The organism is Paenibacillus sp. 481 (assembly GCF_021223605.1).
Classification (GTDB): Bacteria; Bacillota; Bacilli; order Paenibacillales; family Paenibacillaceae; genus Paenibacillus_B.
Genome location: NZ_CP075175.1, coordinates 4,636,795 through 4,662,810, shown reverse-complemented (window position 1 = coordinate 4,662,810; position 26,016 = coordinate 4,636,795). Strand labels below are relative to the sequence as shown.

The following is a 26,016-nucleotide window of genomic DNA, read 5'->3' as shown; positions in this document are numbered from 1 at the left end:
TACAAATCAACGAATCAATTACTTTAAATAAAAGCCTGACCGAATAATTTCGGTCAGGCTTAACTAACAAATCTGTATTATTGTGCTTTTTGCTTAGCAAGCCAATCTGCGATATTTTCAACGTCTTGGTCACTTAGACCTTTCTGTTTCATCGAATCGCCCATTGCTGGCATATTGCCTTTACCGTTCTTCATAACGTCCAAAATTTCTTCCTTGGACATCTTATCACCGATACCGCGCAATGCCGGAGCTGCGCCGCCTTTCATATCAACACCGTGACATGATAAGCACGTGGCTTTTTTCATATTTTCCATAGCAGGGTCGTCTTTTTCAACGATCGCTACTTCTTTGTTTTTCTTTTCTTGACCTGTAGGCAAACCTTTTGCTGCCTTTTCTTTCATTTTCTCCACACGCTCAATGTGCTGTGGAGTCAGTCCTTTTGCCTTCATTTCATCCTCGTAGTGAATCCAAGATACACGCGTCAAGTAAGTAATTGCAACAAGCGTCAACAACAGGGATGCTGTCGCAATTGGACGTCTGTAAAAACGACGCTCTTTACCTGTATCAAGGAATGGTGCCAACAACAAGCCTCCGAATGCGAGACCTGGCATCAACATCGTTCCCATAATGATGTAATCCCCAGATGCGAAAGGATATTTAAGCAGCTGGTATAAGAAAAGGAAGTACCAGTCTGGTATAGCTAGAAAAGATGTGTTATTAGCGTCAGCAGGATAACCAAGCGGTGCTGGATGAGCAATCGTCAATACTAAAAATCCGACGAGAGCCACACAACCAACCATCCATTCTTTCAAAAGAAAGTTAGGAATAAACGCTTCGGACTTTCCAGGGAAAGCTGTGTAGTCTGGCTGCTTAAGCGGCGTACTTCTTTGCTTTACCCGAGAATCCCCGACGTACACGATTTTTTCATTTGGATCTGACTTTCCGTGTGCCATCTTGGCCCCTCCTCTCTTATAGCGGTCCCGAAATACCTTGACGACGAATCATAATAAAGTGAGCGCCTAACAAGGATAACAAGGCCGCAGGTAAGAAGAACACGTGGATGGCAAAAAACCGGGTAAGCGTCTGCGCGCCTACGATCTCGCCGCCCTGCATCAATTCTTTCATGTGCGGTCCAACAACAGGAATCGTGTTGGCAATCTCCATGACTACCTTTGTTGCAAAGTACGCTTTATCGTCCCAAGGCAACAGGTAGCCCGTCAAACCGAGTCCGATCATGACGAAGAAAATAAGCATACCAACTACCCAGTTCATTTCACGAGGAGCTTTATAAGATCCTGTGAAAAATACACGCATCGTATGTAAGAACATCATAACGATAACGAGGCTGGCGCCCCAATGGTGCATACCGCGCACGATTTGGCCAAACGCAACCTTCGTCTGCAAATACTCAACGCTGTAATAAGCGTTAACAATGTCCGGAACATAGTACATCGTTAAGAACATACCGGACAAAATCTGGATGACGGTAATGAAAAACGTCAAACCCCCGAAACAGTACACAAACGCAGAAAAATGGTGCGCTGGGTTGACATGTTCCGGAACTTCATGGTCGGCAACGTCTCGCCACATTGGCGTGATATCAAGACGCTCATCGATCCAATTGTAAACTCCTTTAAACATCTGTCCTTACGCCTCCTTTAACTACACGCGTTTGTTCGGCACAACTTGACCAAGGTACACGAAACCGTTTTCGATTTTTATGTTGTAATCATCAAGCGGTGCCAAGGCTACGGCTTGCTGCTTACCATCTTTCGTATAGTGTGCGCCGTGACATTGGCAGAAGTACTGATCTTTGTGACTTGCACTTCCGTTCCAGTCTACTGTACAGCCTAAATGCTTACAAATTGGAGACAACGCGTAAATATTGTTGTTCTCATCTTTGCGAACCCAAGCTGTCATTGTAGCTTTGTCTTCATACCAACCGTCAAATCGTGTCAATTCAAAATTGAACTCTTGCGGTTCGTTCGTAATTTTAGCTACTTCAACTACTTTTACGAACGTCTCGCCACCCTTTTTCTGCAACAGCGGGTCCACTGCAAATCGAATCATCGGTAACGCTGCACCAGCGGCCATAAATGCGGTCGTTCCACCCAAGGTGTAAGCAAGAAATTGTCGACGCGACATTTCTTTGCGCGCTTTGTGAGGTTTGTGCTCGATCTCATGCGGATTGCTCATACTGTCTTACCCCCTTTACGCAACCGTTCTCGCAACTTACTATGAACATAATCACATTCTAACTAGGACATCACTATAATATCCCAGCGCTATGAAAGCGTCAAGAATTTACCAATGTGTTTAGGCTGTGTAAAGATTGCCACTACGCGAAATGTTGAGATTTTGTCACAATTACACTCAAACTTGAGAGCGCTCCCATAACAGTCTGATTTTTTCCTTAATTGCTAAACGATACGCTCCAGCCTCCACTTCACCAAGCGTAGACGGCGTTAATACTAAATCTGCTTGCTGCAACTTGTCTACTTCCAGATTGGCGTCAGCTGACATCACGATGACAAATTTAAACCCTGCCGTCGATTTCAATTGCTCACACGCGGCGTTAATCGCATCAAAGCGTGTATCGCCTTCTGTTTGCTCTGTCACAAAATGATAAGCAGGGTACGTTACCGTACGTCCGCGGAACGGAATTTCGACAAGATCAAGCCAATCTCGTAACCGCTCTAAGTACTCAACCGCCTCTATCGGCGACTCTTTTCCTATCAAACCTGTTACGGGTAAAATAGCCGTGTCTAAATACGGCTGCAGCTCTTCCCACTGTTCCTTCGTCAACTCACTGAATTTCATATGCGTCTCCTCTCTCTTCATCCTTCTATCTCTCTACTCCATTATACTGATTCATTCAAATATTCGCACAAAAAAATGAAGAATCGCATAGTTGCGTTCTTCATTTTACGGGTTATTGCAATGTTTTCAATTCACTCGTCAATTGCTGAAATGCAGCTTCATCGCCAGCAACTAATGCTTTGTCAATTGCCTCGTAAATACGCTCTGTGCGATACTTTTTGATCGCATTGTCCCATATCATTTCCGCCGTCAAACTGAGCATCGCTTCATATGTTACTTTCATTTTATCCATAGGACGCACCTCCAACCAAGAACGATTAAGAGATCCTATATTCCTTTCCTTTCACCACATAGCTCTCCGTTGTTCTCTTCATGCGTTGTAAGTCTGCTTCTGTCAGCTCGCGTATGACACGTGCGGGTGAACCGAGAGAAAGAGTATAGGCTGGTATTTTTTTATTTTCGGTGACGACTGAACCTGCCCCTACTAAAGCATATTCACCAATTTCGGCGCCGTTCAGTACAATCGCCCCCATGCCAATCAATGTACCATGGCCTATCGTGCAACCGTGAATAATTGCACCGTGACCGACCGATACGTCATCTGCGACGAGCAGTGGCTGATTCGTATTCACATGACCCACTACACCGTCTTGAATGTTTGCGCGATCTCCAATTCGGATTGGAGCCAAATCACCGCGCAGCACAGCATTAAACCAAATCGTAGCTTCCTTGCCAATGGTAACGTCACCAACTATTTTGGCCCCGTCAGCGACATATGCTGAACCATCAACAGTTGGCAGTATTCCTTTGTACGGCACATACAACATCGCGCCACCTCCGACTCGACCTCATCACTCCGGTATAGATTGGCATCCTACGGAAAATTTCGGTCTCATCGTATCAATGGAGTTTTCGATTGTCAATGGCAATTCGAATCTTATCGTCGTGCGCGACATAAACGCCTTGTATTATTTTTTGTCCGCCTTTAGTTGTTTGCATCACTTGTCCAAACTCCGAGTGCTCCCCTAATCGGAGCAACCCCAGATGAACCATCATCATAAGCATACGCTGTCTAAACACTGCTGACTGACTGTCAAAATAAAACGGCTTCACAAATGGCAGCAACGTTTTTTCTAATGAATCTACAGTTGTCCATGATGTGGTACACAGGCTGATCCAATGTACAAGCGATAATAAATTGGGAATCGCATTTTTGTACATTTTTAACCAGAAACGATAAACGTTAACTGCGGGTTCTACACCGCCTTTCGCCATTCGTTCTTCTCCGCTTATCGACAAGCTTAACTTGCCATCCCATTCTTCGATCCAGCCTTGAAAGAAGGCGTAATCGTAAATGAGTGAAAATCGATTCGGATAGTCATGAAATCTTCGACCGTAACCAAATCTCCATTCTCCTTTACCAACTGGGCACTCTTGAATGGCAAATAACTCAAACAGTTGCTGCTGTTGACGCTTGTACAGCACACCCTCACCATTCAGCAGTACGTTTTCCTTATGTACAAAATGTAACAGGTGAACTACATCTTCGCCGATACGTCCGTCTTCATCCCGATAGGCTTGCGGCTCTGTTACGGCTTCAAGTTGACTCACAAATGTATGCCGCAGCACTTCTCGAAAACGATCCTTCAAGTCAACAGGCACTTGAAACAAATACTTCGTCTGTTGACTGCACCCGTTAAACAACCACCCGCTATGTTTAAATTTCGCAATCGTGTCACGCGGATTGCCACTTGGAGAAGACACTACAGCCTGACTATCGTCGGCATGCTTTTCAAATCGCGTTTGCTGTACGCGTGCAACAAGTTCTTCCAAACTAAACGAAGTACGCTGTTCGAACAAAAGCGAATTAAGAAACCGCATTTCCTCCAGTGACATTTCACGCACGTGCCGTTCAAAAATTTCCTTTTGACCAAGGGTGGACAAAATCGATTGAATCAGCTCGTGCTTGGAATTCGTGTTGCAAACACAATTGTAACTGTCAGCAATGCGGGCTAACTGTTGGATGTCGGCAAAGCTAAGCATTTCTGCTAAGTTCACGTACTCCCTCCATTCCCACTAGCATGAACTCCCAAGCCGGGTCTTGTTGTACATTAACCAGTATTGGAAAAAGAGCAACATTTATTCAGTAATTTGAGAAATAAAAAAAGCATGCCCTTGGGCATGCTTCTGTAAAGCAATATAATTAGCTCGTCAATTCCATTGAGGATCTCGACTCCATATGTTGTGTACAGTTGAACAACTGTGTGCGCCAGCCTTCTGGATGTCGCTCCAATACAGAAAATGACATGTTTCCGATATGCTCATTGCTTGATTCACCGTGCAAGGAAACGAACAATTGAGCTAGCCAACTACCGTGCGTAATAGCAAGTACGGACTTGCCTTCATACTTCTGATATAGCATCTCAATGCACGCTACAGCGCGTTGCAGCAGCTCATCATTTTTCTCTTGTCCAAGGTCGCGCGTTCGCCAATCGGTTCCCCATCGTTGTTCACGCTCTTCAGGTGTTGTGCCTTCCACTAGTCCGAAAAATCGCTCCTCTAGATGACGCTCTGGTTTCTCCACAGGGATACCTAAACGATTCGCAATAATGAGTCCTGTTTCATCGGCACGTTGAAGTCCACTTGTGACGACAACGTCAAACTTGTGCGCGTCATGAAACAATCTTTCAGCCAATCGATGGGCTTGCTCCCGTCCTGACTCGTTCAACGGGATGTCCGTTCGACCTTGAATCTTGCCTAATACATTCCAATCTGTCTGACCATGACGAACTAATCCTAATGTGAATTGCATACGTTCTCCTCTAGTTGTATGTCATTCTCAATGTCGTACGCGAGTTAGCCAGTTCAACAACATGAGTGCGAACGTAACACCAAATAAGGATAGCGCTATCCAATAGTGTGGCACCGCAGGCACAACTTGCAATAGAACTGGTTCGCTAACGCCTGCTACTGGTACATTGATTGAAACCGATTCCCATCCTTCTCCTACCCCTGCTACTGAAGTAGGAATCATGCCGCTCAGATGTTCCATATTGGACTGTTCGCTGCGTACGAGCAGGACGGTTAGACTGCTCAAAAAAATAGTTAAGCAAAAAGCAATTAATCCCGATAACATTTTGCGCGATCGTAACGAAAAGGTTTGAGAACGCTGATGCACCGGTACAAGCCAGTCTTCTTCTTTGAATATACGTTCCATCACGTGATTAGACTGAAAAGGAGAAGAGGCTGACCACTCTGGTTCACTAGTCAACTCATCTTCCCACTGCTCACTTGCCGCCCATACGGCATACATCTCCGCACAAGCCTGGCACCCGCTTAAATGCTCCTCAATCACTTGACGTTGCGGATCATCAATCGGCATATCTTCATACATGGATATGCAATCGAGCGTTTCCGCACATTTCATTAGCCGTTCATCCCTTCAATCCCGGGCTCAGTCACATAAGATTCCAACTGTATCTTAATGCTAGCTCTGGCACGGAACAACAACGATTTGACCGAACTTACCGTCTGTCCTAGAACATCGGCAATTTCTTGATAATCCAGCTGGTCATATTCGCGTAAAATAAGGGCGGAGCGTTGCTTGTCTGGCAATCGATTAATTGCTTCACGCACCAAGGATACTTTCTCACTGCGTAGTAGCGCGTACTCTGGCGCTGCCTCACGCGGTGCTTCAGGCACGATGCTGTTGTCCTCATCGAGGGACATTTGTATACTGCGCTGCTTTCGCAACTCACTCAACACCGTATTCCTTGCTATCGTATATAGCCATGTTGAGAAGAGAGCATCTGACTCTCTAAAAGTATGTAAACTGCGATATGCCTTATAGAACGTTTCCGCGCATAAATCTTCAGCGAGCAATTCCAACTGGGAACTTTTTAACATATGAAAAATAAATGATAGCACTTTACGTTGATAACGATTCATTAATATCGCGTACTGTTCAACGTTGCCGTCTTTAATATCGCGAATTATTTGGGAATCGGTCATGGATTGCGAACCTCCTTGCTTTCCATTTCCATCCCGATGCGCTACTCTGTAAGGTTATACTCATCTTAATGGATAAAGTTGCGGATCGAGAAAAAAGATAGATTCGTATTGTCGTATCCTCAATAAACGTTGCTCATATTCGGGGTATTGTCGGGTTCATTTTGCATGATATACGTGTGTCGAACATAACTATTTCGTATTTTAGCACAGGACGGGCTCGCTGTAAGTTAAATTTTTTTAAGAATTGATGATGAAACCTTAAATTCAAACCAAAAATTGGGCAAAAAAAAGACGCCACCGAAGTGGCGTTGTGCGATTATGCACTCATTTTGGATAGGAGTGGAGAGAAACCATACTGTACCTTTATTATATTGTATACGTTTTCATTTTGTCAATAGAATGCCTTAAAAATTTTCTTCTATTCTCATATTTTACCTCATTAAGGCATTAAACATACACAGCATGACCATTTGCTTTGAGCAATACACTTGCCCTATCCGCATCTTGCTGCTGGCGAAAAGAGAGTCGCAGTACACCAGGAACGTCTTCCCTACTCTCGATAATTTGCAAATTACTCAAGTTAATTTCGTGATTACCAAGCTCCGTTGCAATTTTACCGATGATACCTGGGTGGTCAGGAACATCCATATAAATATCGTACAAAGCATGGATAGCGCCTTTACGTCGCTCCGGCATCCGACTACGAAATTCGCCTGCTTCTGCAAAAGCTTGCATAATAGCCTCGCCGTCTAATTGTTGGAGCTGTGCAATAAATTGGTCTGCTCCTAGCTTCAATTCGTCCAACAGCTTTAATAACACGTCACGGTTATTGAGCAAAATATCACGCCACATCACTGGATCACTTGATGCGATACGCGTAATATCGCGGAATCCACCTGCCGCTAACAGCGCGTGAAGCTCATTGCCCTCATTATATTGACGGACTTGATTGACGAGCGTCACAGCCACAATATGCGGCAGATGGCTGATGGCACCGACGACTCTGTCGTGTTCAAGGGGATCCATCTGAATGATGTGCGCCTTCGTATACCGTAAGAGCGAGGCGAGTCCATCATACGCGTCTTTGTTCACATTTTTTTCAGGCGTTAGCACGTAAAAAGCATTTTCAAATAGCAGTGTAGAAGCTGCTTCAACACCAGAACGCTCTGAACCAGCCATAGGGTGACCACCAATAAAATGAACATCGGTAAATTCCAATTCACGTGCACAACGTGCTATCGATGCTTTCGTACTGCCTACATCCGTAATGACGCATCCTTGCTTCAATGGCAAGTTACGCAACGTGACAAGGATACTTTCAATAACCCCAACGGGTACGCACAAAAAAATATAATCCGCATCTTTTACGGCTTCCTCAAGCGATGTTGTAGCATGATCGACAACACCACGCTCCAAACATGTAGCAGCTAGCTTAGAGTTAGGCACGTAACCCGTTACAACATGATCAGGCTTGTCTTTAAAAGAAAGGGCGAGGGAGCCCCCAATCAGTCCCACGCCCAATATTGCAATATTAATGCTCATGATTTCACCTGCGTCTCTGCAAGCACTTGCTCCAAAGCAACGATCAATGCCTCATTTTGCTCTTTACTACCTATCGTAATTCGCAAGTGATGCGGATACTTCTGATGTCCAGCCCGCGTAATGAAACCTTTGCGCAGCAGCGCATCGAATGCAGCGACAGCTGGCAAGCCAACATCAACCATAATAAAGTTGCCATGGGCAGGAAAGCTGCTCAATCCGAGACGTGCAAACTGCGACTGCAAGTACACGATTCCTTCGGCATTGCGCTGGCGGCACTCCGCGATAAATGCTTGGTCTTGCACAGCTGCAAGAGCAGCTACTTGCGCGAAGCGCGTCGTATTGAACGGCTCCCGGACTTGATTAATCGTATGAATAACGTCAGGATGACCAACACCGTAGCCAATGCGAAGCGAAGCCAATCCGTATATTTTTGAAAACGTTCGTAGCGTAATTAAGTTCTTATATTCACTTAGCAGCGGTAAAGCATCTGGGAATGTTGGGTCGGTCACATATTCACAGTAGGCTTCATCTAACACGACCAGCACTTGATCGGACACACGCTTCATAAATGAATGCAATTCGTCGGCTGACACGATTGTGCCTGTCGGATTGTTAGGATTGCAAATGAACACAAGCTTTGTTCGTTCATTGACAGCCGCAAGCATCGCTTCTAAATCATGCCCCCCGTCGCGCAACGGAACTTCAATCGTAACTGCACCTTCAATATCCGCATTATGCTTATATTGCGGGAAAGTCTGGTCGGCAATAACGATCTCGTCACCTGGAACGAGGAAGGCACGACAAAGCATTAAAATAACTTCGTCTGAGCCCGCTCCAAAAATGATTTGATTGCTGTTCACACCTAAGTGCTGTGCCACCGCAGCCGTAAGTGCTACTGCGGCACCATCAGGATACAAGCTCGTATGTTGAATTTCATCAATAAGCGCTTGTTTAACTTGCGGTGAGCTGCCAAATGGATTTTCATTAGAGGCAAGCTTAATGATATTCGACAGCCCTAGTTCACGTTTCACTTCATCCGTTGATTTACCCGGCTGGTACACAGGTAGATGTACGACATTTCGTTTTGGTTGCATCTATATACCACCTCTCCATGCTTTGCGATTGCGGCACGCTAACGCTGATAAGCTAACATGCTTTACAGATGCAAAGCGTCTAAGTAAGTTAGTCCTGCTTTAATTGTCGCACAAAATCACAAATTTGCAAGACCCCTTTTGCAGAAGTAGCTGGATTTTCGAGCAAAGGCAGCGCAGCTTCGATTTGACGCACGACGGCACTGCCAACAATGACGCCGTCACAATGTGGTGCAAAGCGCTGTACGTGCGCAGCTGTAGAGATGCCGAAACCGATCGCAATCGGCAATGATGTGCTCTTTCTTACCGCGTGAAGAAAGCTCTCGACTTCATCGCCGAATGAATCACGCATGCCGGTTACGCCAAGCGATGACACACAGTATATGAAGCCTCGACCGTGCTCGACGATGCGTGCAATGCGCGCCTCGGACGTCGGCGCGACAAGCGGAATAAGATGGATGCCGTATCGATCCGCAACGATACGGATCGGTTCACTTTCTTCGATTGGCAAATCGGGTATAATGATACCGTTTATATCTGCCTCGGCTGCCGCTGTGAAGAACGGGTCTAAGCCATATTGCAGTACGGGATTGAAATACGTAAACAATACGTACGGGATATTAGCGCCCGCTCGGCGTGCTTCACGAACGACGTGGAAGCTGTCTTCGATCGTCACGTTATTTTTTAACGCTCGCGCAGAAGCTTTCTCAATAACAGGGCCATCTGCTAACGGGTCTGAATACGGAATACCCAGTTCGATCAGGTCCGCACCCGCCTGCTCCATGCCGAGCAAGAGCGCAACTGTACTTTCCAACGTTGGATCTCCAAGTGTAAAAAATGGCATTAAAGCCGAACGGCCTTCATTGCTCAAACGTGCAAATGTGGAATCAATCCGGTTACTCTGCTTCTGCTGTAGAGTCATCGTCGTTACCTCCCAGTACATCCATTATCGTTGCCACATCTTTATCGCCTCTGCCGGATAAACAGATGACAAGCAGTTGATCCGCACTCATTTGTGGCGCAATCTTAACGGCGTGTGCAATCGCATGCGCGGATTCAAGCGCAGGAATAATCCCTTCCTTACGGCTCAAAAATTGCAACGCATCCAACGCTTCCTGATCGGTAATCGGCTCATACGTAGCACGTCCTGAATGATTTAAGTAAGCGTGCTCTGGGCCAACACCTGGATAGTCTAATCCTGCTGATATCGAATGTGCATGCTGCACTTGTCCATGTTTGTCCTGCAATAAGTAGCTCATCGAGCCTTGGAACACACCTGGCGTGCCGAGAGTCATGGTCGCTGCATGATACGGGGTATCAATCCCTTTTCCAGCTGCCTCTACACCTACTAGCTTGACACTTGGATCTTGAATAAATGGATAAAACATACCAATCGCATTACTGCCGCCGCCGACCGCAGCGACACAAACATCGGGCAGACGGCCTTCTGTTTCAAGCAGTTGTGCACGTGTCTCGTCCCCAATAATCCGTTGGAAATCGCGCACCATCATAGGATAAGGATGAGGGCCCACGACAGAACCGAGAATGTAGAACGTATCGTGGACGTGACTTACCCAGTAGCGTAAAGCCTCATTGCCTGCATCTTTCAGCGTACGTGAGCCTGACACGACCGGAATGACCTCTGCTCCTAGCAATTGCATCCGAAACACATTTAAACGTTGGCGTCTCATATCTTCTTCGCCCATAAATACTTTGCATTCCATCCCAAGTAGTGCTGCAACCGTTGCTGTGGCGACACCGTGTTGGCCTGCACCCGTTTCAGCGATCACTTTATGCTTGCCCATGCGCTTTGCCAACAAAGCCTGACCGATCGTGTTATTAATTTTGTGCGCACCCGTGTGGTTTAAATCTTCGCGCTTTAAATATATTTTCGCCCCGCCTAACGCTTGCGTTAGCCGTTCTGCATAATATAGTGGAGTCGGTCTACCCGAATATTGCTTAAGCAAATATATCAATTCTGTCTGAAAATCAGGCTCGTTAATATGATGACGATACGCCTCTTCCAACTCGATAAGTGCATTCATCAACGTTTCAGGGACAAAGCGACCGCCAAATGAACCAAATCTACCATTTTCATCTGGTAGCGTTCGCTGCTGCTCGTCGCTATTTTTTTGTGTAAGTGGTTGTTCCGTGTATGACATTTCCCCTCACCCTTTCGATAAATGATTTTATTTTTACGGTGTCTTTCACACCATTCGTTTCAACACCACTCGATACATCTACCCCAGCTATGGGATAACTTGCTGTTAATTCCGACACGTTGTTCGGATCTAAACCTCCTGCTGCGTACAGCGGTAACGACAACGTTTTCGCTTGCTCCATGTAGTTCGGAATAACACTCCAGTTAAACGTCTTACCGGAGCCTCCGCCTTGGATTGGATCATGCGTATCCAACAACAACACATCCGTGTATGGAGCAGCATGCACAATCGCATTCCATCCGCCTAAGGCTGGATCAGCATCTCTTTCAACCGACGTTGCTGACAAAATCGATGTGCTGATAGGCACGGTCAACCAAATACGAACGTCCCAGTTCGATTTGATCCATTTCAACAGCTGCAAGCCTTCACTTGGAGAACCAACTGCACGCTCTGTTGCCTCAACACCACTCGCAACCGGAACATGTAAAGGCATGTGCAATTGAATCGCATCCAGTGGCACCGTATTTAGCACAGCAGCAAGCTCCTCCTTCTTCGGGCTGGCAAATACACCTACAAACTCTGGGCACTGTTCAAATTCAGCACGCAGCTGTTGTATGATGTCGCTGCCTAAAGACGGAGCTATTTGTCGCCTGCTTGGGGCAAATACGAATCCAATCTGATCCGGCTTCAACCTTGTGACCACACGTGCCGTTTCCACATCTTGCAATCCGCAAATTTTTACGAAAGTCATCGTGACTGACTTCCTATCCCTAATTCCCCTGGTTGAAGCTCTTGTGTTGCAAATTGTCGGGCATCAAGTCCGCTCATTAAATGTTCCACCCCGCCACGAACGTCAGCTTGCCGCATAAAGTGCTCGCCAACGAGAACAGCGTCTGCACCGATCTCGGCCAGCATCGTTAAATGCTCCGGCAAATGAATTCCACTCTCGCTAATGTACACACAACCTTCTGGGATAAGCGGCTTTAATTTGCTCGTCTGAGAAATATCTGTCACAAACGTGTGCAAGTTGCGGTTGTTCACTCCGAGTAGCTTGACCTGTTCAAGTTCTGCTACTCTACGCAGTTCCGCTTCGTCATGAACCTCAATCAACGCCTCCATCCCTAAATCAAGGGCGAGCTGATTCATCCGCTTCAATTCATCGTCATTCAAAATGGCTGCGATTAGCAATACCGCATCAGCACCAAGCAATCGAGCCTCCAAAATTTGCAGCTCATCAATAATAAATTCTTTCCGCAAAAGCGGTAGAGTCGTCAATGCACGCACCTGCTGCAAGATTTCATTTCCACCTTGAAAATAAGTCCGATCCGTCAGCACAGACAATGCGTCTGCGCCAGCGGCAACATAGTCCTTTACAATTGCAGGTGGATCAAAATCGGCGCGAATCAGCCCTTTTGAAGGAGATGCTTTTTTTACCTCTGCGATAAGACCTACTGAACGCTTCCGACCGCTCGTTAACGCAGCGCTTAACGATTGGCAGTTCGTCGTTAAAGCGGCAATGCGACGTTCAGCTTCTGCCCGAGATAGCTGCTGACGCAGCTCTGCGACTTCCTCGCGTTTCGTAGCTACAATTCGTTCAAGAAACATGACTTAATCCCCCTGTCGTCTCAATCCACTGCTCCAGCTTCGCATAAGCACGACCGCTATCGATCAATTGCTCCGCCGTTCTCACACCTTCAGCAATCGAATCTGCTTGCCCGGCTACATAAATGCATGCGCCTGTGTTCGCTAATACAATTTCGCGATGAGCGCCTCTTTCTCCTTGCAGCACTCGACGGATGAGCGCCGCGTTCGTTACGGCATCCCCGCCCAGCACCTCTGTTAACGGCTGCGTGTGCAAGCCTAATTGTTCTGGTGTAATCGTATATGTCCGCAGTTCCCCGTCTTTCAACTCACTGACACGCGTAGGTGCGGACAAGCTAATTTCATCAAGTCCATCTTCACTCGCGACGACTAGCGCTCGCTTTAGGCCAAGCTCCCTCAGTACAGCCGCAATCGTGTCAGTCTTCGTCTGATCGTAAATACCGAGCAATTGACGATCTGCACCTGCTGGATTCGTCAACGGGCCAAGCATATTGAACACCGTACGCACACCAAGCTCTTTGCGTGGTCCCGCAGCATGCTTCATCGCTGGATGAAACATTTGCGCAAACATAAAGCAGATGCCGATACGATCCAAACAATCAGCAGCTTGCTCGCTGCTCAATTGAATTTGCACACCCAGCGCTTCAAGCACATCTGCACTGCCCGCACGACTAGATGCGGAGCGGTTGCCATGCTTTGCCACACGTACAGAACCAGCTGCGGCGATAATTGCCGATACGGTAGAAATATTGAATTTATGAATGCCCGAGCCGCCTGTTCCACAAGTGTCCAACAATCGTTCACGAGTTGTAACTAGCTGATTAGCACGACTGCGCATCGCCTGTGCAAACCCGACGATCTCCTCCACCGTCTCCCCTTTAAGGCGGAGCCCAGCTAACAAGGCACCGATCTGTGCTGGCGTAGCATAGCCATCCATGATGTCCTGCATCACTTGGCATGCCAGCTCTCTACTTAAGTGCTCCCCAGCCAATACGCGGCTCAACGCCTCTTTTAGGCCATTTTGCTCGATTGTGGACGTCATACGCTCAGCTCCTTTCGATGCAGCTCTTCAGTTGCTGAATGACTCATCTCTGTGTCGACGTAATAGTCCCAGTTCACAGGCAACGGCCGCTTCTCTAGCGTATTCACCGTTGCAGCCTCAACACGGTCAGCGATGTCAGTGCTAAAGACTCGTTCTGCCATTTCAATCGCGACAAGCAAAGCCTTCGCTTTATTGACCGTCTCTTCGTACTCTTTTTCCGGTACAGAATCCCACACAATGCCTGCACCCGCCTGAACGTATGCTGAGCCACCTTTAAAAATAATCGTACGAATCGTAATACACGTATCCATATTGCCGTTAAATCCTAAATATCCGATTGCCCCAGCGTAAGCTCCACGCGCTTCCCGCTCTAGCTCTGCGATAATTTCCATGGCTCGCAACTTAGGAGCACCGGAGACTGTACCTGCTGGCAAGCAAGACAGGAAAGCATCAAAAAAGTCTTTATCCTTCCGCAACGTTCCAGAAACGTTGGACACGATATGCATCACGTGCGAGTAACGCTCGATATCCATATACTTGTCGCAACGTACCGAGCCGAAATCGCACACGCGACCAATGTCATTGCGGCCTAAGTCCACAAGCATCAAATGCTCAGCCCGCTCTTTTTCATCTGCCAACAGTTCGCGTTCCAACTCCATATCTTGCTCTTCCGTTTTGCCTCGCGGTCGTGTCCCTGCAATCGGACGTGTCTCCACTCTATCTCCATTTACACGCACGAGCGCCTCCGGTGATGTTCCGACGATCGTCTCATCTTCCATTTTCAACACGTACATGTAAGGTGAAGGATTCGTCATCCGTAGCATCCGGTACACATCTAACGGATCAACCGTCGTTTTTCTTTCAAACCGCTGTGAAAGTACAACTTGAAAAATATCGCCGGCCAAAATATATTGCTTCGCCTGATCCACTTTGGCGATAAACGACTCTTTTGTCTCGTTCGAGCGTACAGGACCGATATCGTCAATTCGCGCTAAAAAAGCATCCGAGTTCACTTGCTTCTGCCGTGGCAACGGCGCTGTTAGCTTCGCTTGCAGCTGTAGTAGCTTTTGACAACTCTCCTCGTAGCGAACACGAATCATCTCATCGGTGTCGTCAGGCTGAATGTGTATGTTCACAATAAACTGCATTTGCTGTCTGACGTGGTCAAATACGACCAACTGATCACAGAACATAAATTGAATGTCGTTTGTGTGCATGTCATCTACAGCATGCTGCGGCAACCGCTCATATTGCTGTACTAAATCATATCCAAAAAAACCGATAGCACCACCAGTCAGCGGGGGTAATCCATTAATTTTAGGGCTGCGGTAACGGCGTAGCAATCGTTTAATCGCTGCAAGCGGCTTTTCTTCGATATGCTGCTCAACTCCATTTTCAATGACAATAAGCTTGCCATTTTTGCCTTGAAATCGAAGAAAAGGTGTTGTGCCGATAAACGAATGTCGCGCCCACTGAATGCCCCCCTCTACACTTTCCAGCAAAAAGGAAAACGGTTCGTGCTGTAAGCGCTGAAACAGGCTTATAGGTGTTTCTGTGTCAGCCATGACGGTACGCGTAATCGGTATCACATTATATTGTCGGGCTAATTGTATAACTTCTTCAACTTGGGGATTCATCGCTTTCACTCCTCATGTCCGACCACGATGCATTCGATGTGCGATCACGTGGCTCGGTTTATTATCCTTACAGTGAGCTGCAAGTTTTATGAAGGTGTCAGCAGAATCAACTCCCAATGTGCCATCCATGTACATGAATAGCGCATTAGTGGTCAATTCTGCATCAAAAAAGCCTCTACGCATGGTAGAGGCTTGAATCATTAGCGATGAAATTGTGATGAGAGAAATTGGGTTGGAACCAAAAGAAACGGTTGTAAGGTATAGCGAAATAACATCTACCCAAGATATAGAATTGTGTAAAATAAATACACGTATCCCATCTTATGATAGCTGCGCTACATCAACTACTCGTTCTTTGTCTCCACTCAACTACACTAAACTAGGCTAAACTCTGCTCATCTCAATCTCAAACTAAACTCTGCTCAACTCTGCTGATTCCAACTATACATGAATGATCGAAAGAGGTCAACGCCTTTAATTGCCTTTTTTTTCAACTTTAACGACTTACCAGATCCGGCCGCAAGCTTTTAGCATTACGCAAATAAATATGGTTAATGTCGGCTTGCTCTTTGGCCGTATTAATCATGACCATTAAGCGAATACAGCGTGGTAAGCTGCCTTGTACTGGAATTTCGACAGCACACATAAGCGGCACGAGCTCCCAGCCAGACATTTCACGAATAGCGCGTGCTGGAAACGTTGCATCTAAATCCTCTGTCATCGTAACCCATACGCTCGCAATGTATTCCGGTTGCACATCATTTTGCTCCACAATTTCTTTCAGCAATTCAATAGTCGCTTCTAGTATTTGCGCGCCATCATTGTGCTCAACTGTTGTTGCCCCACGAATTCCTCTTACGTACATGCTTATCCCGCCTCCCGTTTTAGTTGTTCCACGATATCTCGCACAAGCTCGATTGGCACATCCTTGCGAATGTCAACTTGCCCGATCGAAGTTGGTACAACGAACATCGTCCGACCTTCGCTAAACTTTTTATCGTGCATCATCGCGGCTAGAATAGCATCCGTATCATAATGTGACGGAATCGTCGTCGGCAGGCCTAGCGCTTCAAACATCGCCTTCGTCGTTGCTGCAACGTCAGTTGCTGTCCCTAAACGCTCGCCAATTCGTGCAGAGCCAACCATTCCAATCGCAATCGCTTCACCATGGAGCAGCTCATTGTAACCACCAACTGCCTCTAAGGCATGTCCAATGGTATGACCCAAATTGAGAATGGCTCGCAAGTCGTTCTCACGCTCATCGCGTGACACCACTTCGGCTTTAACTGCACAGCCTTTATATAATCCATAAGATAATGCCGCTTCGTTCCCTGCCACTAATTGAGCTGCGTTGTCTTTGCACCAATAAGCAAATTCCGCATCCCAAATGAGGCCATGCTTCAACATTTCCGCTAAACCAGCCCTCACTTCACGATCTGGCAAGGTAGCTAGTGTTGCTGTATCGTACAGCACCGCTTCAGGTTGATAAAAGGCACCGATAATATTTTTGGCCAGTGGATGATTCACCGCCACTTTGCCACCCACACTACTGTCATGTGCCAAAATCGTGGTCGGCACCTGAATAAATCGAACTCCACGCATATAAGTAGCTGCGACGAACCCCGCTAAATCGCCAACGACACCTCCGCCTAGCGCAATAATCGTTGACTTACGGTCTAAGCCTGCTTGTAATGCAGCCGTGACGCACTCCTCAAAGACGCCTAGCGACTTAGATGACTCTCCAGCTGGAATAACATGCTCAAACACACGATAGCCCGCTTCTCGCAGCGCTTCGACTGCTGTATTTAAATATCGGGGTGCTACATGCGAATCTGTAATAATAAGTAATGGGCTACTATTCGAAATGTTCAACAAGGCAAACGCCTCTCCAATTCGATTTAGCAAGCCGCTACCGATCCAGATCGGATATGAACGTTCACCTAACTGTACAGTTAGTTCGCTAGCGCCTAATTGCTCATTTCGCTTTATTTCATCGTGCTTCAAGACGCTCACCTCTACATTATGCTCGCCGCATTAGTAACGAGCTACCTGCTCGTTGAAATTGTTAATGTTCGCTTGAATCTCCTCCATGGAGTCGCCGCCGAACTTTTCTAACAATGCTTTGGCCACTTCCCAAGCCACAACATGTTCCATAACGACGCTAGCCGCAGGAACTGCGCATGCATCGGAACGCTCAACTTGTGCCGTAAACGGCTCTTTCGTATCGATATCTACGCTTTGCAATGGCTTATACAACGTTGGAATCGGCTTCATTACGCCGCGCACGACAATCGGCATACCGTTCGTGATGCCGCCCTCAAAACCGCCAAGACGATTCGTAGCACGTGTATAGCCGTTCTCTGCGTCATACAAAATTTCATCATGCACTTGCGATCCACGCAAGTGGCCTGCCTCAAAACCAATGCCAATTTCAACACCTTTAAACGCATTGATAGACATAACCGCTTGTGCAATTCGTCCATCAAGCTTTCTGTCGTATTGCACATAACTGCCCAAGCCAACAGGTACGCCTTCGATGATGCATTCCACAATGCCACCGATCGAATCACCTTCGGCTTTAATTTGGTCGATGTAAGCTTCCATCTTCGCTTCTGTATCTGCATCGACTACCCGCACGGAGGATTGCTCTGTGCGTTCGATAATTTCATCGATAGGCAAGTTATGGGCAGGTGCCTCAATTTCGCCGATACGAATAACCTGTCCGGCAATTTTAATGCCAAACGCCTCCAACAGCTGGCGAGCTACTGCACCGACCGCTACACGCGCTGCTGTTTCGCGAGCGCTGGAGCGCTCTAGTACGTTTCGCAAATCTTTGAGCTGATACTTTAGACCACCGTTCAAATCAGCATGACCTGGACGTGGACGATGAACACGGCGCTTTTCTTCGTCCGTGCCTTCGATAGGTTCCACGTTCATAATTTTCGTCCAGTGTTTCCAATCTTTATTTTCAACAACGAGCGCAATAGGTGCACCAGTTGTACGTCCATGGCGCACACCACCTACTATTGCTGCTGTGTCCGTTTCAATTTGCATACGACGTCCTCTTCCATACCCTTTTTGACGACGTAGTAGTTGATCATTTAAACGTTCAAAATTGATTTCCAAGTTGCTAGGCATTCCTTCAATGATTGCAGTCAGTTGAGGTCCGTGTGTCTCCCCTGCTGTCAAGTAACGTAGGCTCACTTGCTTTTCCCCCTTTTAAGCGTTTGTGCTGTGAACGACTAAAATCTTTCGATCCTTTTGCTCATTATAGTATAGCCGTTTCCGTTTGACAAGAAAGCAATCTACAAAGCAAAAGCACGTACCATACACGCATAAACGTGCATGAGACGTGCTTTTGAAGGCAAATCGCATCGTGTAACATGGAATGTGTTACGATTTAAAGAATTTCTACAAATGACCATCTGATTACATAGATTAACGTTGATGCTTTATAGCTTCGCACTCGTGCGTCGATAGAAAAACGTTTCCATTGTTTCTAATCCATACTGTCCAGGGTTAAAAATTTGCTCTGTGCTCCCTACAAACAGCACGCCTCCCGGACGTAGCGACTGTGCAAACTTCATATACAAATCATGCTTCGCTTCTTCTGTAAAATAGATCATCACATTGCGACAAATAATGAGATCTAGATTCGATTCAAATCGGTCTGTAAGCAGGTTCTGCTTACGGTATTGAATGGAGCGCTTTAAACGTTCTTCGATTCGATACCCTGCCTGATCTTCCTTAAAGTAGCGCTGCTTAAAGTCGACTGGCACGTCTTTCAAAGAACGTTCTACGTACCACGCATCTTTGGCACGAGCCAAAGCATTGTCATCTAAATCGGAAGCATCCACTCGTGCTTGTTGTAGCAATCCCGCATCGTCCAGTATCATGGCTAGCGTGTATGGTTCTTCCCCGGTCGAACAAGCGGCACTCCAGCAATGCAAGCGGCGGTTCGTCTCAGTCAACATGGGCAGCACACGCTCTTTCAGCGTTATCCACCGCAATGGATTACGCCAAAATTCGGATACGTTTATCGTCATTCGATCAAGAAATTCAGCTAACAATCGCTTATCTTGCTTAATTCCCTCGAAAAAGGCTTGGAACGAGCTGTATCCATTTTTGATACGAAGCGTGGTCAAACGTCGACGCATTTGTGCTTCTTTGTACTGGGCCAAATCAATTCCTGTTAGTTTCCTAACTTGGTCCACGAAAAAAATATAATCTTGATTGTCCGCTTCACTATACGTGATTGTAGCTGATGATTCTGGTACGAGCGGATCTAGTCGTTCTCGCATGTCATTCACTCTCCGGCGCGTATGTAACAACCGTTATTACTTTATGTAATAAAAAAAAGAACACGGTCGAATATAACGTATTCGCCGTGTCCTTCCTATTATCCTGCTTCATGAAAGAGCTTACATAAAACTTCAAAAAATGACGGTCGCCTATTTGCAACCGATAATACCCATTAAATCCAAGGTTGAACTGCGCGCGAATACGTAAGCAATTCACTGTCAGAGAACAGATTCGCAATTTCACGCGCTGCACTCTCTGGTGCGTCGGAGCCATGTACCAAGTTAAAGTTCGTATGCGCTGCAAAATCTCCGCGAATCGTTCCCGGTTGTGCATCTGCTACTTTCGTCTTGCCGATCATCAAGCGCGACAGCGCGATAACGTCATCGCCTTCCCATACCATACCGAATACAGGACCGGATGTGATGAAGTCCACCAACTCGCCGAAAAACGGCTTTTCCGCATGCTCTGCATAATGATGTTCTGCCTGTTCGCGCGAGATGACCAATAATTTACCTGCTACGAGTTGAAATCCTTTACGCTCGAAGCGGCTAACGATTTCTCCAATTAATCCACGCTGCACGCCGTCTGGCTTTACCATGATGAATGTGCGTTCCATACGTTCACTCCTCAATTGACATGAAGTTGTCCAACGAACGTATTATACCAAATTTTTCATCATTGTACATCCATTTCGTGCAAATTTTTTGGAAAAATTTTAATGGCTACGTTTGGCGATAAAATGGGCAATATCACGCAAATGCTTGCGCGCTTTAATGTCCGGTAGCTCGTTAAGTGCAGCCATCGCCTTGTCTATGTAACGTGCAGCCATCGCTTCTGCACGTTTAATGCCGTCGCTTTGGCGAACAAGCTGTAGCGCATAATCCACATTTGTTTCGCCATTGCATTCTCGAATACGCTTAATTTCTTGCAACAGCGGATCATGTGTTGCGTGTTCTTCAAGCGCAAACAGAACGGGTAACGTAATATTGCCTTGACGTAGGTCGTTACCTGGAGGTTTGCCCAACTGCTGTTCCGTACCTGTTAAATCAAGCACGTCGTCCCGAATTTGAAACGCCATGCCTACATTGTAACCGTAGCGATACAACTGCAAGCTATGCTTCGACTCCACTCCCGCAGCCAGAGCACCCAACTGACAACTAACTGCGATAAGCAATGCTGTCTTGCGACGAATACGCAGCAAATAGTTGCGTGTCGTCTGCTCCACGTTAAAGAAATCACGAATCTGTTCCATTTCGCCGATACACATCTCCACCATCGCCTTCGAAAGAATACGATGGATGTCTAAGGAACCAAGCTCTGTAACGAGCATCAACGCTTTGGCGTATATATAATCCCCTGTGTACATGGCGATGCGGTTATCCCATTTGGATTTCACAGTCAGGTGACCACGACGCATTTCAGCATCGTCAATGACATCATCGTGCACAAGCGATGCCATATGAATAAGCTCCAATGGAACGGCAATGCATTTGAGACGTTCTAAATCATAAGTACCGAATTTGCCAGCCAGCAATACAAAAACAGGCCGAATTCGCTTGCCACCTGCTTTAAGCAAATGGAGTGATGTCTCGTTTAGCAATTCGTGATCGGTCGTAATAGTCCGCTCCAATTCGCGTTCAATAAACGAGATATCTTTTTTCATTTTCGCGTAAATGTCCAACAGTTTCATGCCTTCACCTAACCAACCATATTTTCTGACCACAGTTCTAGATGAACTTGATGGTCTATTAGCCCAAGCTCGTACGCATATTGGAAGTAAAGCTGCAAACCTTGTTGTTGCGGGCGGTCAAAGTCATAATTCAGGTGTGAAAAATAATGATGCCAATACGCATGCGTGCCGCCTATCGTCTGCACCGCTTCTTCGATGAGCGGCGTCGGATCAGCTAAGCTGCGCAGCTTGCTTTGTTCAAACGCTTCCACGATTTGTTTGATGTCATCGGGATGACGTTCGATGACTTCCTTCCTTACTGCCCACACGGCAAACGTCATCCAGTGCCCTGTCCATTGACGCCAGCATTCGCCAAGATCGATAACTTCGTACGTCTTGTTCGCCCATGAAGCACGAATAGCGTGATCACCGATCAGCAGCGCACCGTCCGCGACTTCCATCATGGCATCCAAATCAGGCGCCATCGGCACGTACGTCGGTGTCTCTTCGTAACATTTTTGCGCAATAATTTTGAGCAAGTTCACGGATGTTTCCGATGTCGTCGTCAACGCGATCGTTCCACGCAGCGCTTCGCGCAGCGGTTTTTTTAAGAACAATAATATCGAGTTGACCCGACCGAGTGCACTTACCGACAAGTTCGGAAACAGTGCATAGCGATCGCTGGATTCGCCATAGGCAAATGAAGAAATCGGTCCCATATCAATTTCGCCAGTACGCATCGCCTGATTCAAGGTTGATGGAACAGCAGGCACTAGCTCAAGTGGAGCTTTCGTTAGCGCTGGACGAAAATGATAAAAGATAGGCCACACGTTCGTGTAATCGATGCGGCCGATCCGGATTGGTGATAAGCGGTTATGATGTTGATGCTCACTACTGCTCTGTTCCTGGTTGTACATCCGAGTCACCCCATCTTGTAAACAATTGATGTTCAATATGCACATTGTCCAGCACTTTGCCAACAAGGAAGTTCACTATATCATCCAACGTTTGTGGATGATGGTAAAATGCTGGCATTGCAGGGACAATGCGTACACCTAAACGCGCCAGCTTCAGCATGTTCTCCAAGTGAATCGCATGCAGCGGCGTCTCTCGCGGGACGATAATAAGCGGACGACCTTCCTTCAACATGACATCTGCCGCTCGACCCATCAAATTGTCGGACGCCCCGTGTGCAATCGTGGACAGCGTCCCCATGGAACACGGCATAATGATCATGCCTTTTACGCGGAAAGAACCACTCGCGATGCTAGCTCCAATGTCTTGTACGGGATGATACTGAATATGCTCGGCCCGTTCGCCAAAAGCGCGTTCAATCGCCTGCTGACGTTTTGTGACTTCCCAACCAAGCTCTTCTTTTAATACCCGCCAACCAGCATCCGTAATAATGAGGTGGACAGCATATCCCGCATCTAGCAGCGACTCAATGAGCCGGATTCCGTATATGGAGCCACTAGCACCGGTAATCCCCACAACCCAACGTTGCTTGTTATTCACCTGTGTCACCATAAATGAAGCACCAACAAATCAAGTAATGTAAAACCGAACACAACCATGCTCAAAATACCGTTCATCGTGAAAAATGCGGTATTCAGCTTGCTTAAATCATGCGGCTTCACTAATGAATGCTCATAAATAAGTAGTCCGCTTGCAATGATCGTACCTACTAAATACCACCAGCTTAGATCCGTCAAAAATACGAGTAAAATAAAGCCTAATGCAGTGACGACGTGAAATCCTCTGGCGATCCATAAGCCCTTTGCAATTCCAAAGCGAGCGGGTATAGAATGTAGTCCTTCTTCTTTATCAAACTCATAGTCTTGACATGCATAAATCACATCGAAACCAGTCGTCCAACAAGCCACAGCTAAGAAAAAGATGATCGCGGTCCAGCTAATTTCATTGGTGACAGCGACCCAGCCCCCCAATGGAGCAAGCGCGATCGTCAAGCCTAACACGACATGGCATAACCACGTAAATCGTTTCGTGAAGGAATAGAACACAAGCATAAATACAGCAATGGGTAGCAAATAGAACGAAAGCGGCGTCAAATTCGCAGCAGCCCAAAATAATAATCCGAATGAGATTGCTGTGAAAATAATGACTTCGCCCGCTTTGAGCAAGCCTGCTGGAATAGCGCGCGTTGCAGTTCTGGGGTTCTTGGCATCAAAGGTAGCATCGATAAGCCGATTTAACGCCATGGCTGCACTGCGTGCCCCGACCATTGCAACGAATATCCATCCCCATTCAGACCAAGTGGGAAAGCGTGATTCCAGTACCATTCCCCCAAGAATAGCCCCCATAAACGCAAACGGTAAAGCAAATAAGGTATGCTCGATTTTGATCATTTCTAAAAAAATGCGTACTTTTTTAAACATGGTGATTCCCCTTCGTACTTTTCGTGCCGATATGCGTTGCAGCAATGCCCCAGAATAATGGATGGGCTTCTACATCAATCAAGCCAATTTCGCGGTAAATGGCCGCCAGCTCTTTATGGTCCGGATACGTGACCAAAGATTCCGGCAGCCACTTATACTGCTCATATCGTTTTGCAATTAATTTGGCTGCCAAGGGCATTACATGTTTAAAGTAGAAATAGTATATCGCTTTAAAAGGCTGCCATGTCGGCTTGGACATATCCAAGCATACGACCTTCCCACCCGGTTTAACAACACGCTGCATTTCACGCAGCACTTGTCGTAGATCCGGTACGTTACGCAAGCCAAAGCCGATTGTTGCATAATCAAAGCTGTTATCTGGATACGGAAGCGCCATTGCGTTTCCTTCCACAAGCGTAACCTGCTTGTCCAAACCAAGATTGCTTATTTTCTTCTGCCCGTATGTGAGCATATGTGCGCTAAAATCAAGGCCGACGATTTGACCTGTACCACTCGTTTCGGCAAGTGAAACGGTCCAATCACAAGTGCCACAGCACACATCAATCGCCGTATCACCTGGCTGCACATTCATCTTCTTCATCGTAAAGTTGCGCCAAGCCTTGTGCCGGCGGAAACTTATAATGTCGTTCATCAAATCGTACTTCGGTGCGATGCTTTCAAACACCTGATGTACATGCTGCTCCTTAGCCTTGCCAGCTTTGGGCGAATGCGTCTCCACGTTAGTCACCAAGTCCTTTCATCGCCTCATCATGTAAATTGTGTTACTGTCAAATGGACAACACCGTGTCTGCAACCGGATGTCATGCGGACTACATCATTGCCGTGGCGTTATTTCCACCTGTCAACAACGAGTGGAACCGTGTAGCCACCTGCTTGTCCCATGACAGGGTTGAAGCCGTTCGAGCAAATTGAGTTTGGAGTCGGTCTTCCGCTGCTCGTACGAGAACTGCGATTTGCTGCTCCAACTTATACTTTTGCTGCCACGTTTCCCATGTTGACGAATCGTAGCTCCGTTCCTTGAGCATTTGACGCTCCTCGTCCGTTCCTAACTGCCACACCATCCAATAAGACAGGCTATGTTCAAACTGCTCAAACGAATGTGCACGCTGACGCTCTTGCTCCACAATCTCTAACTCTGTCACACAATGGAGCAGTGATTCCAGCATCTCTGCGTCTGATCCGTTTAGTCGCGCATGAAAGGAGCGAAACAGCTCTTTATGAATCGCGGTACGTGAGTGAATATACTGATCTGCTGACATAAACAAGCGATTCATTTGTTCCATCATCGTCATTTTCATGCGATTTACTTCACATACTGCTTTGCTCAACACACGAATCACGTCTATTTGACCTGCTTGTGCGAGCAAATGATAAAATCGGCTGCTAAAGTAATCTCCCGCAAGAACCTTCAGCTGGCGCGAGCGCATGTTGCGGTCATGGCCCTTTGCACTAGCCATTTCAACCGTATCATGCGTATCTAAACCGTTCTGAACGAGGGTTGTAACGAGTGTGTACAACTCACTGTGCTCAGCTGTTTGAGCGTTCCGGTTTAAGAAGGCGAACAATAACTCTCCACGTGCGTCTGGATACACGGGGAGTGCAGTGTGGGCCTGAATCATATCATGTTCAACATACTTTTGTGCTAATTGCGGGATACGATAACCATTCATGTAAGTGCCTCCGACTGTTAGCGGTTAGTCATCCTGAAGGATGTCGCAATC

The 26,016-nt window shown here is 46.7% G+C and carries 29 protein-coding genes; all 29 read right to left on the bottom strand.

The features are described 5' to 3' along the window. Positions 1-77: 77 nt before the first annotated feature. Positions 78-953 (bottom strand): menaquinol-cytochrome c reductase cytochrome b/c subunit, encoded by an 876-nt coding sequence (locus KIK04_RS20545; protein WP_232275436.1) that lies wholly within the window; start codon positions 951-953, stop codon positions 78-80. Positions 954-969: 16 nt separating this feature from the next. Continuing rightward, complete coding sequence (gene qcrB, locus KIK04_RS20540; RefSeq protein WP_232275435.1) at positions 970-1,641, bottom strand: menaquinol-cytochrome c reductase cytochrome b subunit; 672 nt, start codon at positions 1,639-1,641, stop codon at positions 970-972. 21 nt (positions 1,642-1,662) lie between these two features. Further along, positions 1,663-2,196, bottom strand: coding sequence for a QcrA and Rieske domain-containing protein (locus KIK04_RS20535; RefSeq protein ID WP_232275434.1), 534 nt, complete (start codon positions 2,194-2,196; stop codon positions 1,663-1,665). A 177-nt stretch (positions 2,197-2,373) separates the two neighbouring features. Continuing rightward, entirely contained in the window at positions 2,374-2,820 is a 447-nt protein-coding gene (locus KIK04_RS20530; RefSeq protein WP_232275433.1) for a DUF2487 family protein, read from the bottom strand. Between the two features lie 112 nt (positions 2,821-2,932). Next, positions 2,933-3,112, bottom strand: coding sequence for an IDEAL domain-containing protein (locus KIK04_RS20525; protein WP_232275432.1), 180 nt, complete (start codon positions 3,110-3,112; stop codon positions 2,933-2,935). Between the two features lie 25 nt (positions 3,113-3,137). Beyond that, positions 3,138-3,647: a gamma carbonic anhydrase family protein gene (locus tag KIK04_RS20520; protein WP_232275431.1), complete on the bottom strand. Its 510-nt coding sequence runs from the start codon at positions 3,645-3,647 to the stop codon at positions 3,138-3,140. Between the two features lie 73 nt (positions 3,648-3,720). Beyond that, a complete protein-coding gene (locus tag KIK04_RS20515) occupies positions 3,721-4,878 on the bottom strand; it encodes a hypothetical protein (RefSeq protein WP_232275430.1) in 1,158 nt (385 codons plus the stop codon). Positions 4,879-5,023: 145 nt separating this feature from the next. Then, positions 5,024-5,632, bottom strand: a complete 609-nt coding sequence (locus KIK04_RS20510; protein ID WP_232275429.1) for a histidine phosphatase family protein — start codon at positions 5,630-5,632, stop codon at positions 5,024-5,026. A gap of 27 nt (positions 5,633-5,659) precedes the next feature. Continuing rightward, on the bottom strand, positions 5,660-6,247 hold the full coding sequence (locus tag KIK04_RS20505; protein ID WP_232275428.1) for an anti-sigma factor family protein: 588 nt from the start codon (positions 6,245-6,247) through the stop codon (positions 5,660-5,662). Beyond that, positions 6,247-6,831 (bottom strand): RNA polymerase sigma factor, encoded by a 585-nt coding sequence (locus KIK04_RS20500; protein WP_232275427.1) that lies wholly within the window; start codon positions 6,829-6,831, stop codon positions 6,247-6,249. Before KIK04_RS20500 ends, KIK04_RS20505 begins: the two co-directional genes overlap by 1 nt. A 447-nt stretch (positions 6,832-7,278) precedes the next feature. Beyond that, positions 7,279-8,373 carry a prephenate dehydrogenase gene (locus KIK04_RS20495; RefSeq protein WP_232275426.1) on the bottom strand — a complete coding sequence of 365 codons (1,095 nt, stop codon included), beginning with the start codon at positions 8,371-8,373 and terminating at the stop codon, positions 7,279-7,281. Further along, entirely contained in the window at positions 8,370-9,467 is a 1,098-nt protein-coding gene (gene hisC, locus KIK04_RS20490) for a histidinol-phosphate transaminase (protein WP_232275425.1), read from the bottom strand. Before hisC ends, KIK04_RS20495 begins: the two co-directional genes overlap by 4 nt. 88 nt (positions 9,468-9,555) lie before the next feature. After that, positions 9,556-10,386: a tryptophan synthase subunit alpha gene (gene trpA, locus KIK04_RS20485; protein WP_232275424.1), complete on the bottom strand. Its 831-nt coding sequence runs from the start codon at positions 10,384-10,386 to the stop codon at positions 9,556-9,558. Continuing rightward, positions 10,361-11,626 (bottom strand): tryptophan synthase subunit beta, encoded by a 1,266-nt coding sequence (trpB, locus tag KIK04_RS20480; RefSeq protein ID WP_232275423.1) that lies wholly within the window; start codon positions 11,624-11,626, stop codon positions 10,361-10,363. The genes trpA and trpB overlap by 26 nt, the downstream gene beginning before the upstream one ends. Next, on the bottom strand, positions 11,589-12,377 hold the full coding sequence (locus tag KIK04_RS20475; protein WP_232275422.1) for a phosphoribosylanthranilate isomerase: 789 nt from the start codon (positions 12,375-12,377) through the stop codon (positions 11,589-11,591). The genes trpB and KIK04_RS20475 overlap by 38 nt, the downstream gene beginning before the upstream one ends. Then, positions 12,374-13,231 (bottom strand): indole-3-glycerol phosphate synthase TrpC, encoded by an 858-nt coding sequence (gene trpC, locus KIK04_RS20470; protein ID WP_232275421.1) that lies wholly within the window; start codon positions 13,229-13,231, stop codon positions 12,374-12,376. The genes KIK04_RS20475 and trpC overlap by 4 nt, the downstream gene beginning before the upstream one ends. After that, positions 13,221-14,270 (bottom strand): anthranilate phosphoribosyltransferase, encoded by a 1,050-nt coding sequence (trpD, locus tag KIK04_RS20465; protein WP_232275420.1) that lies wholly within the window; start codon positions 14,268-14,270, stop codon positions 13,221-13,223. The genes trpC and trpD overlap by 11 nt, the downstream gene beginning before the upstream one ends. Next, the gene (trpE, locus tag KIK04_RS20460; protein ID WP_232275419.1) at positions 14,267-15,907 is read right to left on the bottom strand and encodes an anthranilate synthase component I; all 1,641 of its coding nucleotides are present in this window, start codon (positions 15,905-15,907) and stop codon (positions 14,267-14,269) included. The genes trpD and trpE overlap by 4 nt, the downstream gene beginning before the upstream one ends. A gap of 496 nt (positions 15,908-16,403) precedes the next feature. Continuing rightward, positions 16,404-16,772 (bottom strand): chorismate mutase, encoded by a 369-nt coding sequence (aroH, locus tag KIK04_RS20455; RefSeq protein ID WP_232275418.1) that lies wholly within the window; start codon positions 16,770-16,772, stop codon positions 16,404-16,406. A 2-nt stretch (positions 16,773-16,774) separates the two neighbouring features. Then, positions 16,775-17,920 carry a 3-dehydroquinate synthase gene (gene aroB, locus KIK04_RS20450; RefSeq protein WP_442951115.1) on the bottom strand — a complete coding sequence of 382 codons (1,146 nt, stop codon included), beginning with the start codon at positions 17,918-17,920 and terminating at the stop codon, positions 16,775-16,777. Between the two features lie 21 nt (positions 17,921-17,941). Next, on the bottom strand, positions 17,942-19,111 hold the full coding sequence (aroC, locus tag KIK04_RS20445; protein ID WP_232275417.1) for a chorismate synthase: 1,170 nt from the start codon (positions 19,109-19,111) through the stop codon (positions 17,942-17,944). Between the two features lie 248 nt (positions 19,112-19,359). Further along, positions 19,360-20,208 (bottom strand): CheR family methyltransferase, encoded by an 849-nt coding sequence (locus tag KIK04_RS20440; RefSeq protein ID WP_232275416.1) that lies wholly within the window; start codon positions 20,206-20,208, stop codon positions 19,360-19,362. A 173-nt stretch (positions 20,209-20,381) separates the two neighbouring features. Continuing rightward, the gene (ndk, locus tag KIK04_RS20435; RefSeq protein ID WP_232275415.1) at positions 20,382-20,825 is read right to left on the bottom strand and encodes a nucleoside-diphosphate kinase; all 444 of its coding nucleotides are present in this window, start codon (positions 20,823-20,825) and stop codon (positions 20,382-20,384) included. A gap of 99 nt (positions 20,826-20,924) precedes the next feature. After that, on the bottom strand, positions 20,925-21,899 hold the full coding sequence (gene hepT, locus KIK04_RS20430) for a heptaprenyl diphosphate synthase component II (RefSeq protein WP_232275414.1): 975 nt from the start codon (positions 21,897-21,899) through the stop codon (positions 20,925-20,927). 8 nt (positions 21,900-21,907) lie between these two features. Next, positions 21,908-22,795 carry a menaquinone biosynthesis protein gene (locus tag KIK04_RS20425; RefSeq protein WP_232275413.1) on the bottom strand — a complete coding sequence of 296 codons (888 nt, stop codon included), beginning with the start codon at positions 22,793-22,795 and terminating at the stop codon, positions 21,908-21,910. Beyond that, the gene (locus KIK04_RS20420) at positions 22,770-23,405 is read right to left on the bottom strand and encodes a UbiX family flavin prenyltransferase (RefSeq protein ID WP_232275412.1); all 636 of its coding nucleotides are present in this window, start codon (positions 23,403-23,405) and stop codon (positions 22,770-22,772) included. Before KIK04_RS20420 ends, KIK04_RS20425 begins: the two co-directional genes overlap by 26 nt. Next, complete coding sequence (locus tag KIK04_RS20415; RefSeq protein WP_232275411.1) at positions 23,399-24,274, bottom strand: UbiA-like polyprenyltransferase; 876 nt, start codon at positions 24,272-24,274, stop codon at positions 23,399-23,401. The genes KIK04_RS20420 and KIK04_RS20415 overlap by 7 nt, the downstream gene beginning before the upstream one ends. After that, positions 24,267-25,013 carry a demethylmenaquinone methyltransferase gene (locus KIK04_RS20410; RefSeq protein WP_232278842.1) on the bottom strand — a complete coding sequence of 249 codons (747 nt, stop codon included), beginning with the start codon at positions 25,011-25,013 and terminating at the stop codon, positions 24,267-24,269. The genes KIK04_RS20415 and KIK04_RS20410 overlap by 8 nt, the downstream gene beginning before the upstream one ends. A gap of 91 nt (positions 25,014-25,104) precedes the next feature. After that, positions 25,105-25,965 carry a heptaprenyl diphosphate synthase component 1 gene (locus KIK04_RS20405; RefSeq protein WP_232275410.1) on the bottom strand — a complete coding sequence of 287 codons (861 nt, stop codon included), beginning with the start codon at positions 25,963-25,965 and terminating at the stop codon, positions 25,105-25,107. Positions 25,966-26,016 lie beyond the last annotated feature (51 nt).

Bases quoted from the DNA above. Each gene is read 5' to 3' on its own strand.
- KIK04_RS20545 (WP_232275436.1), bottom strand. From the start codon at position 953: ATGGCACACGGAAAGTCAGATCCAAATGAAAAAATCGTGTACGTCGGG.
- qcrB (WP_232275435.1), bottom strand. From the start codon at position 1,641: ATGTTTAAAGGAGTTTACAATTGGATCGATGAGCGTCTTGATATCACG.
- KIK04_RS20535 (WP_232275434.1), bottom strand. From the start codon at position 2,196: ATGAGCAATCCGCATGAGATCGAGCACAAACCTCACAAAGCGCGCAAA.
- KIK04_RS20530 (WP_232275433.1), bottom strand. From the start codon at position 2,820: ATGAAATTCAGTGAGTTGACGAAGGAACAGTGGGAAGAGCTGCAGCCG.
- KIK04_RS20525 (WP_232275432.1), bottom strand. From the start codon at position 3,112: ATGGATAAAATGAAAGTAACATATGAAGCGATGCTCAGTTTGACGGCG.
- KIK04_RS20520 (WP_232275431.1), bottom strand. From the start codon at position 3,647: ATGTTGTATGTGCCGTACAAAGGAATACTGCCAACTGTTGATGGTTCA.
- KIK04_RS20510 (WP_232275429.1), bottom strand. From the start codon at position 5,632: ATGCAATTCACATTAGGATTAGTTCGTCATGGTCAGACAGATTGGAAT.
- KIK04_RS20505 (WP_232275428.1), bottom strand. From the start codon at position 6,247: ATGAAATGTGCGGAAACGCTCGATTGCATATCCATGTATGAAGATATG.
- KIK04_RS20500 (WP_232275427.1), bottom strand. From the start codon at position 6,831: ATGACCGATTCCCAAATAATTCGCGATATTAAAGACGGCAACGTTGAA.
- KIK04_RS20495 (WP_232275426.1), bottom strand. From the start codon at position 8,373: ATGAGCATTAATATTGCAATATTGGGCGTGGGACTGATTGGGGGCTCC.
- hisC (WP_232275425.1), bottom strand. From the start codon at position 9,467: ATGCAACCAAAACGAAATGTCGTACATCTACCTGTGTACCAGCCGGGT.
- trpA (WP_232275424.1), bottom strand. From the start codon at position 10,386: ATGACTCTACAGCAGAAGCAGAGTAACCGGATTGATTCCACATTTGCA.
- trpB (WP_232275423.1), bottom strand. From the start codon at position 11,626: ATGTCATACACGGAACAACCACTTACACAAAAAAATAGCGACGAGCAG.
- KIK04_RS20475 (WP_232275422.1), bottom strand. From the start codon at position 12,377: ATGACTTTCGTAAAAATTTGCGGATTGCAAGATGTGGAAACGGCACGT.
- trpC (WP_232275421.1), bottom strand. From the start codon at position 13,231: ATGTTTCTTGAACGAATTGTAGCTACGAAACGCGAGGAAGTCGCAGAG.
- trpD (WP_232275420.1), bottom strand. From the start codon at position 14,270: ATGACGTCCACAATCGAGCAAAATGGCCTAAAAGAGGCGTTGAGCCGC.
- trpE (WP_232275419.1), bottom strand. From the start codon at position 15,907: ATGAATCCCCAAGTTGAAGAAGTTATACAATTAGCCCGACAATATAAT.
- aroH (WP_232275418.1), bottom strand. From the start codon at position 16,772: ATGTACGTAAGAGGAATTCGTGGGGCAACAACAGTTGAGCACAATGAT.
- KIK04_RS20440 (WP_232275416.1), bottom strand. From the start codon at position 20,208: ATGCGAGAACGACTAGATCCGCTCGTACCAGAATCATCAGCTACAATC.
- ndk (WP_232275415.1), bottom strand. From the start codon at position 20,825: ATGGAACGCACATTCATCATGGTAAAGCCAGACGGCGTGCAGCGTGGA.
- hepT (WP_232275414.1), bottom strand. From the start codon at position 21,899: ATGAAACTGTTGGACATTTACGCGAAAATGAAAAAAGATATCTCGTTT.
- KIK04_RS20425 (WP_232275413.1), bottom strand. From the start codon at position 22,795: ATGTACAACCAGGAACAGAGCAGTAGTGAGCATCAACATCATAACCGC.
- KIK04_RS20420 (WP_232275412.1), bottom strand. From the start codon at position 23,405: ATGGTGACACAGGTGAATAACAAGCAACGTTGGGTTGTGGGGATTACC.
- KIK04_RS20415 (WP_232275411.1), bottom strand. From the start codon at position 24,274: ATGTTTAAAAAAGTACGCATTTTTTTAGAAATGATCAAAATCGAGCAT.
- KIK04_RS20405 (WP_232275410.1), bottom strand. From the start codon at position 25,965: ATGAATGGTTATCGTATCCCGCAATTAGCACAAAAGTATGTTGAACAT.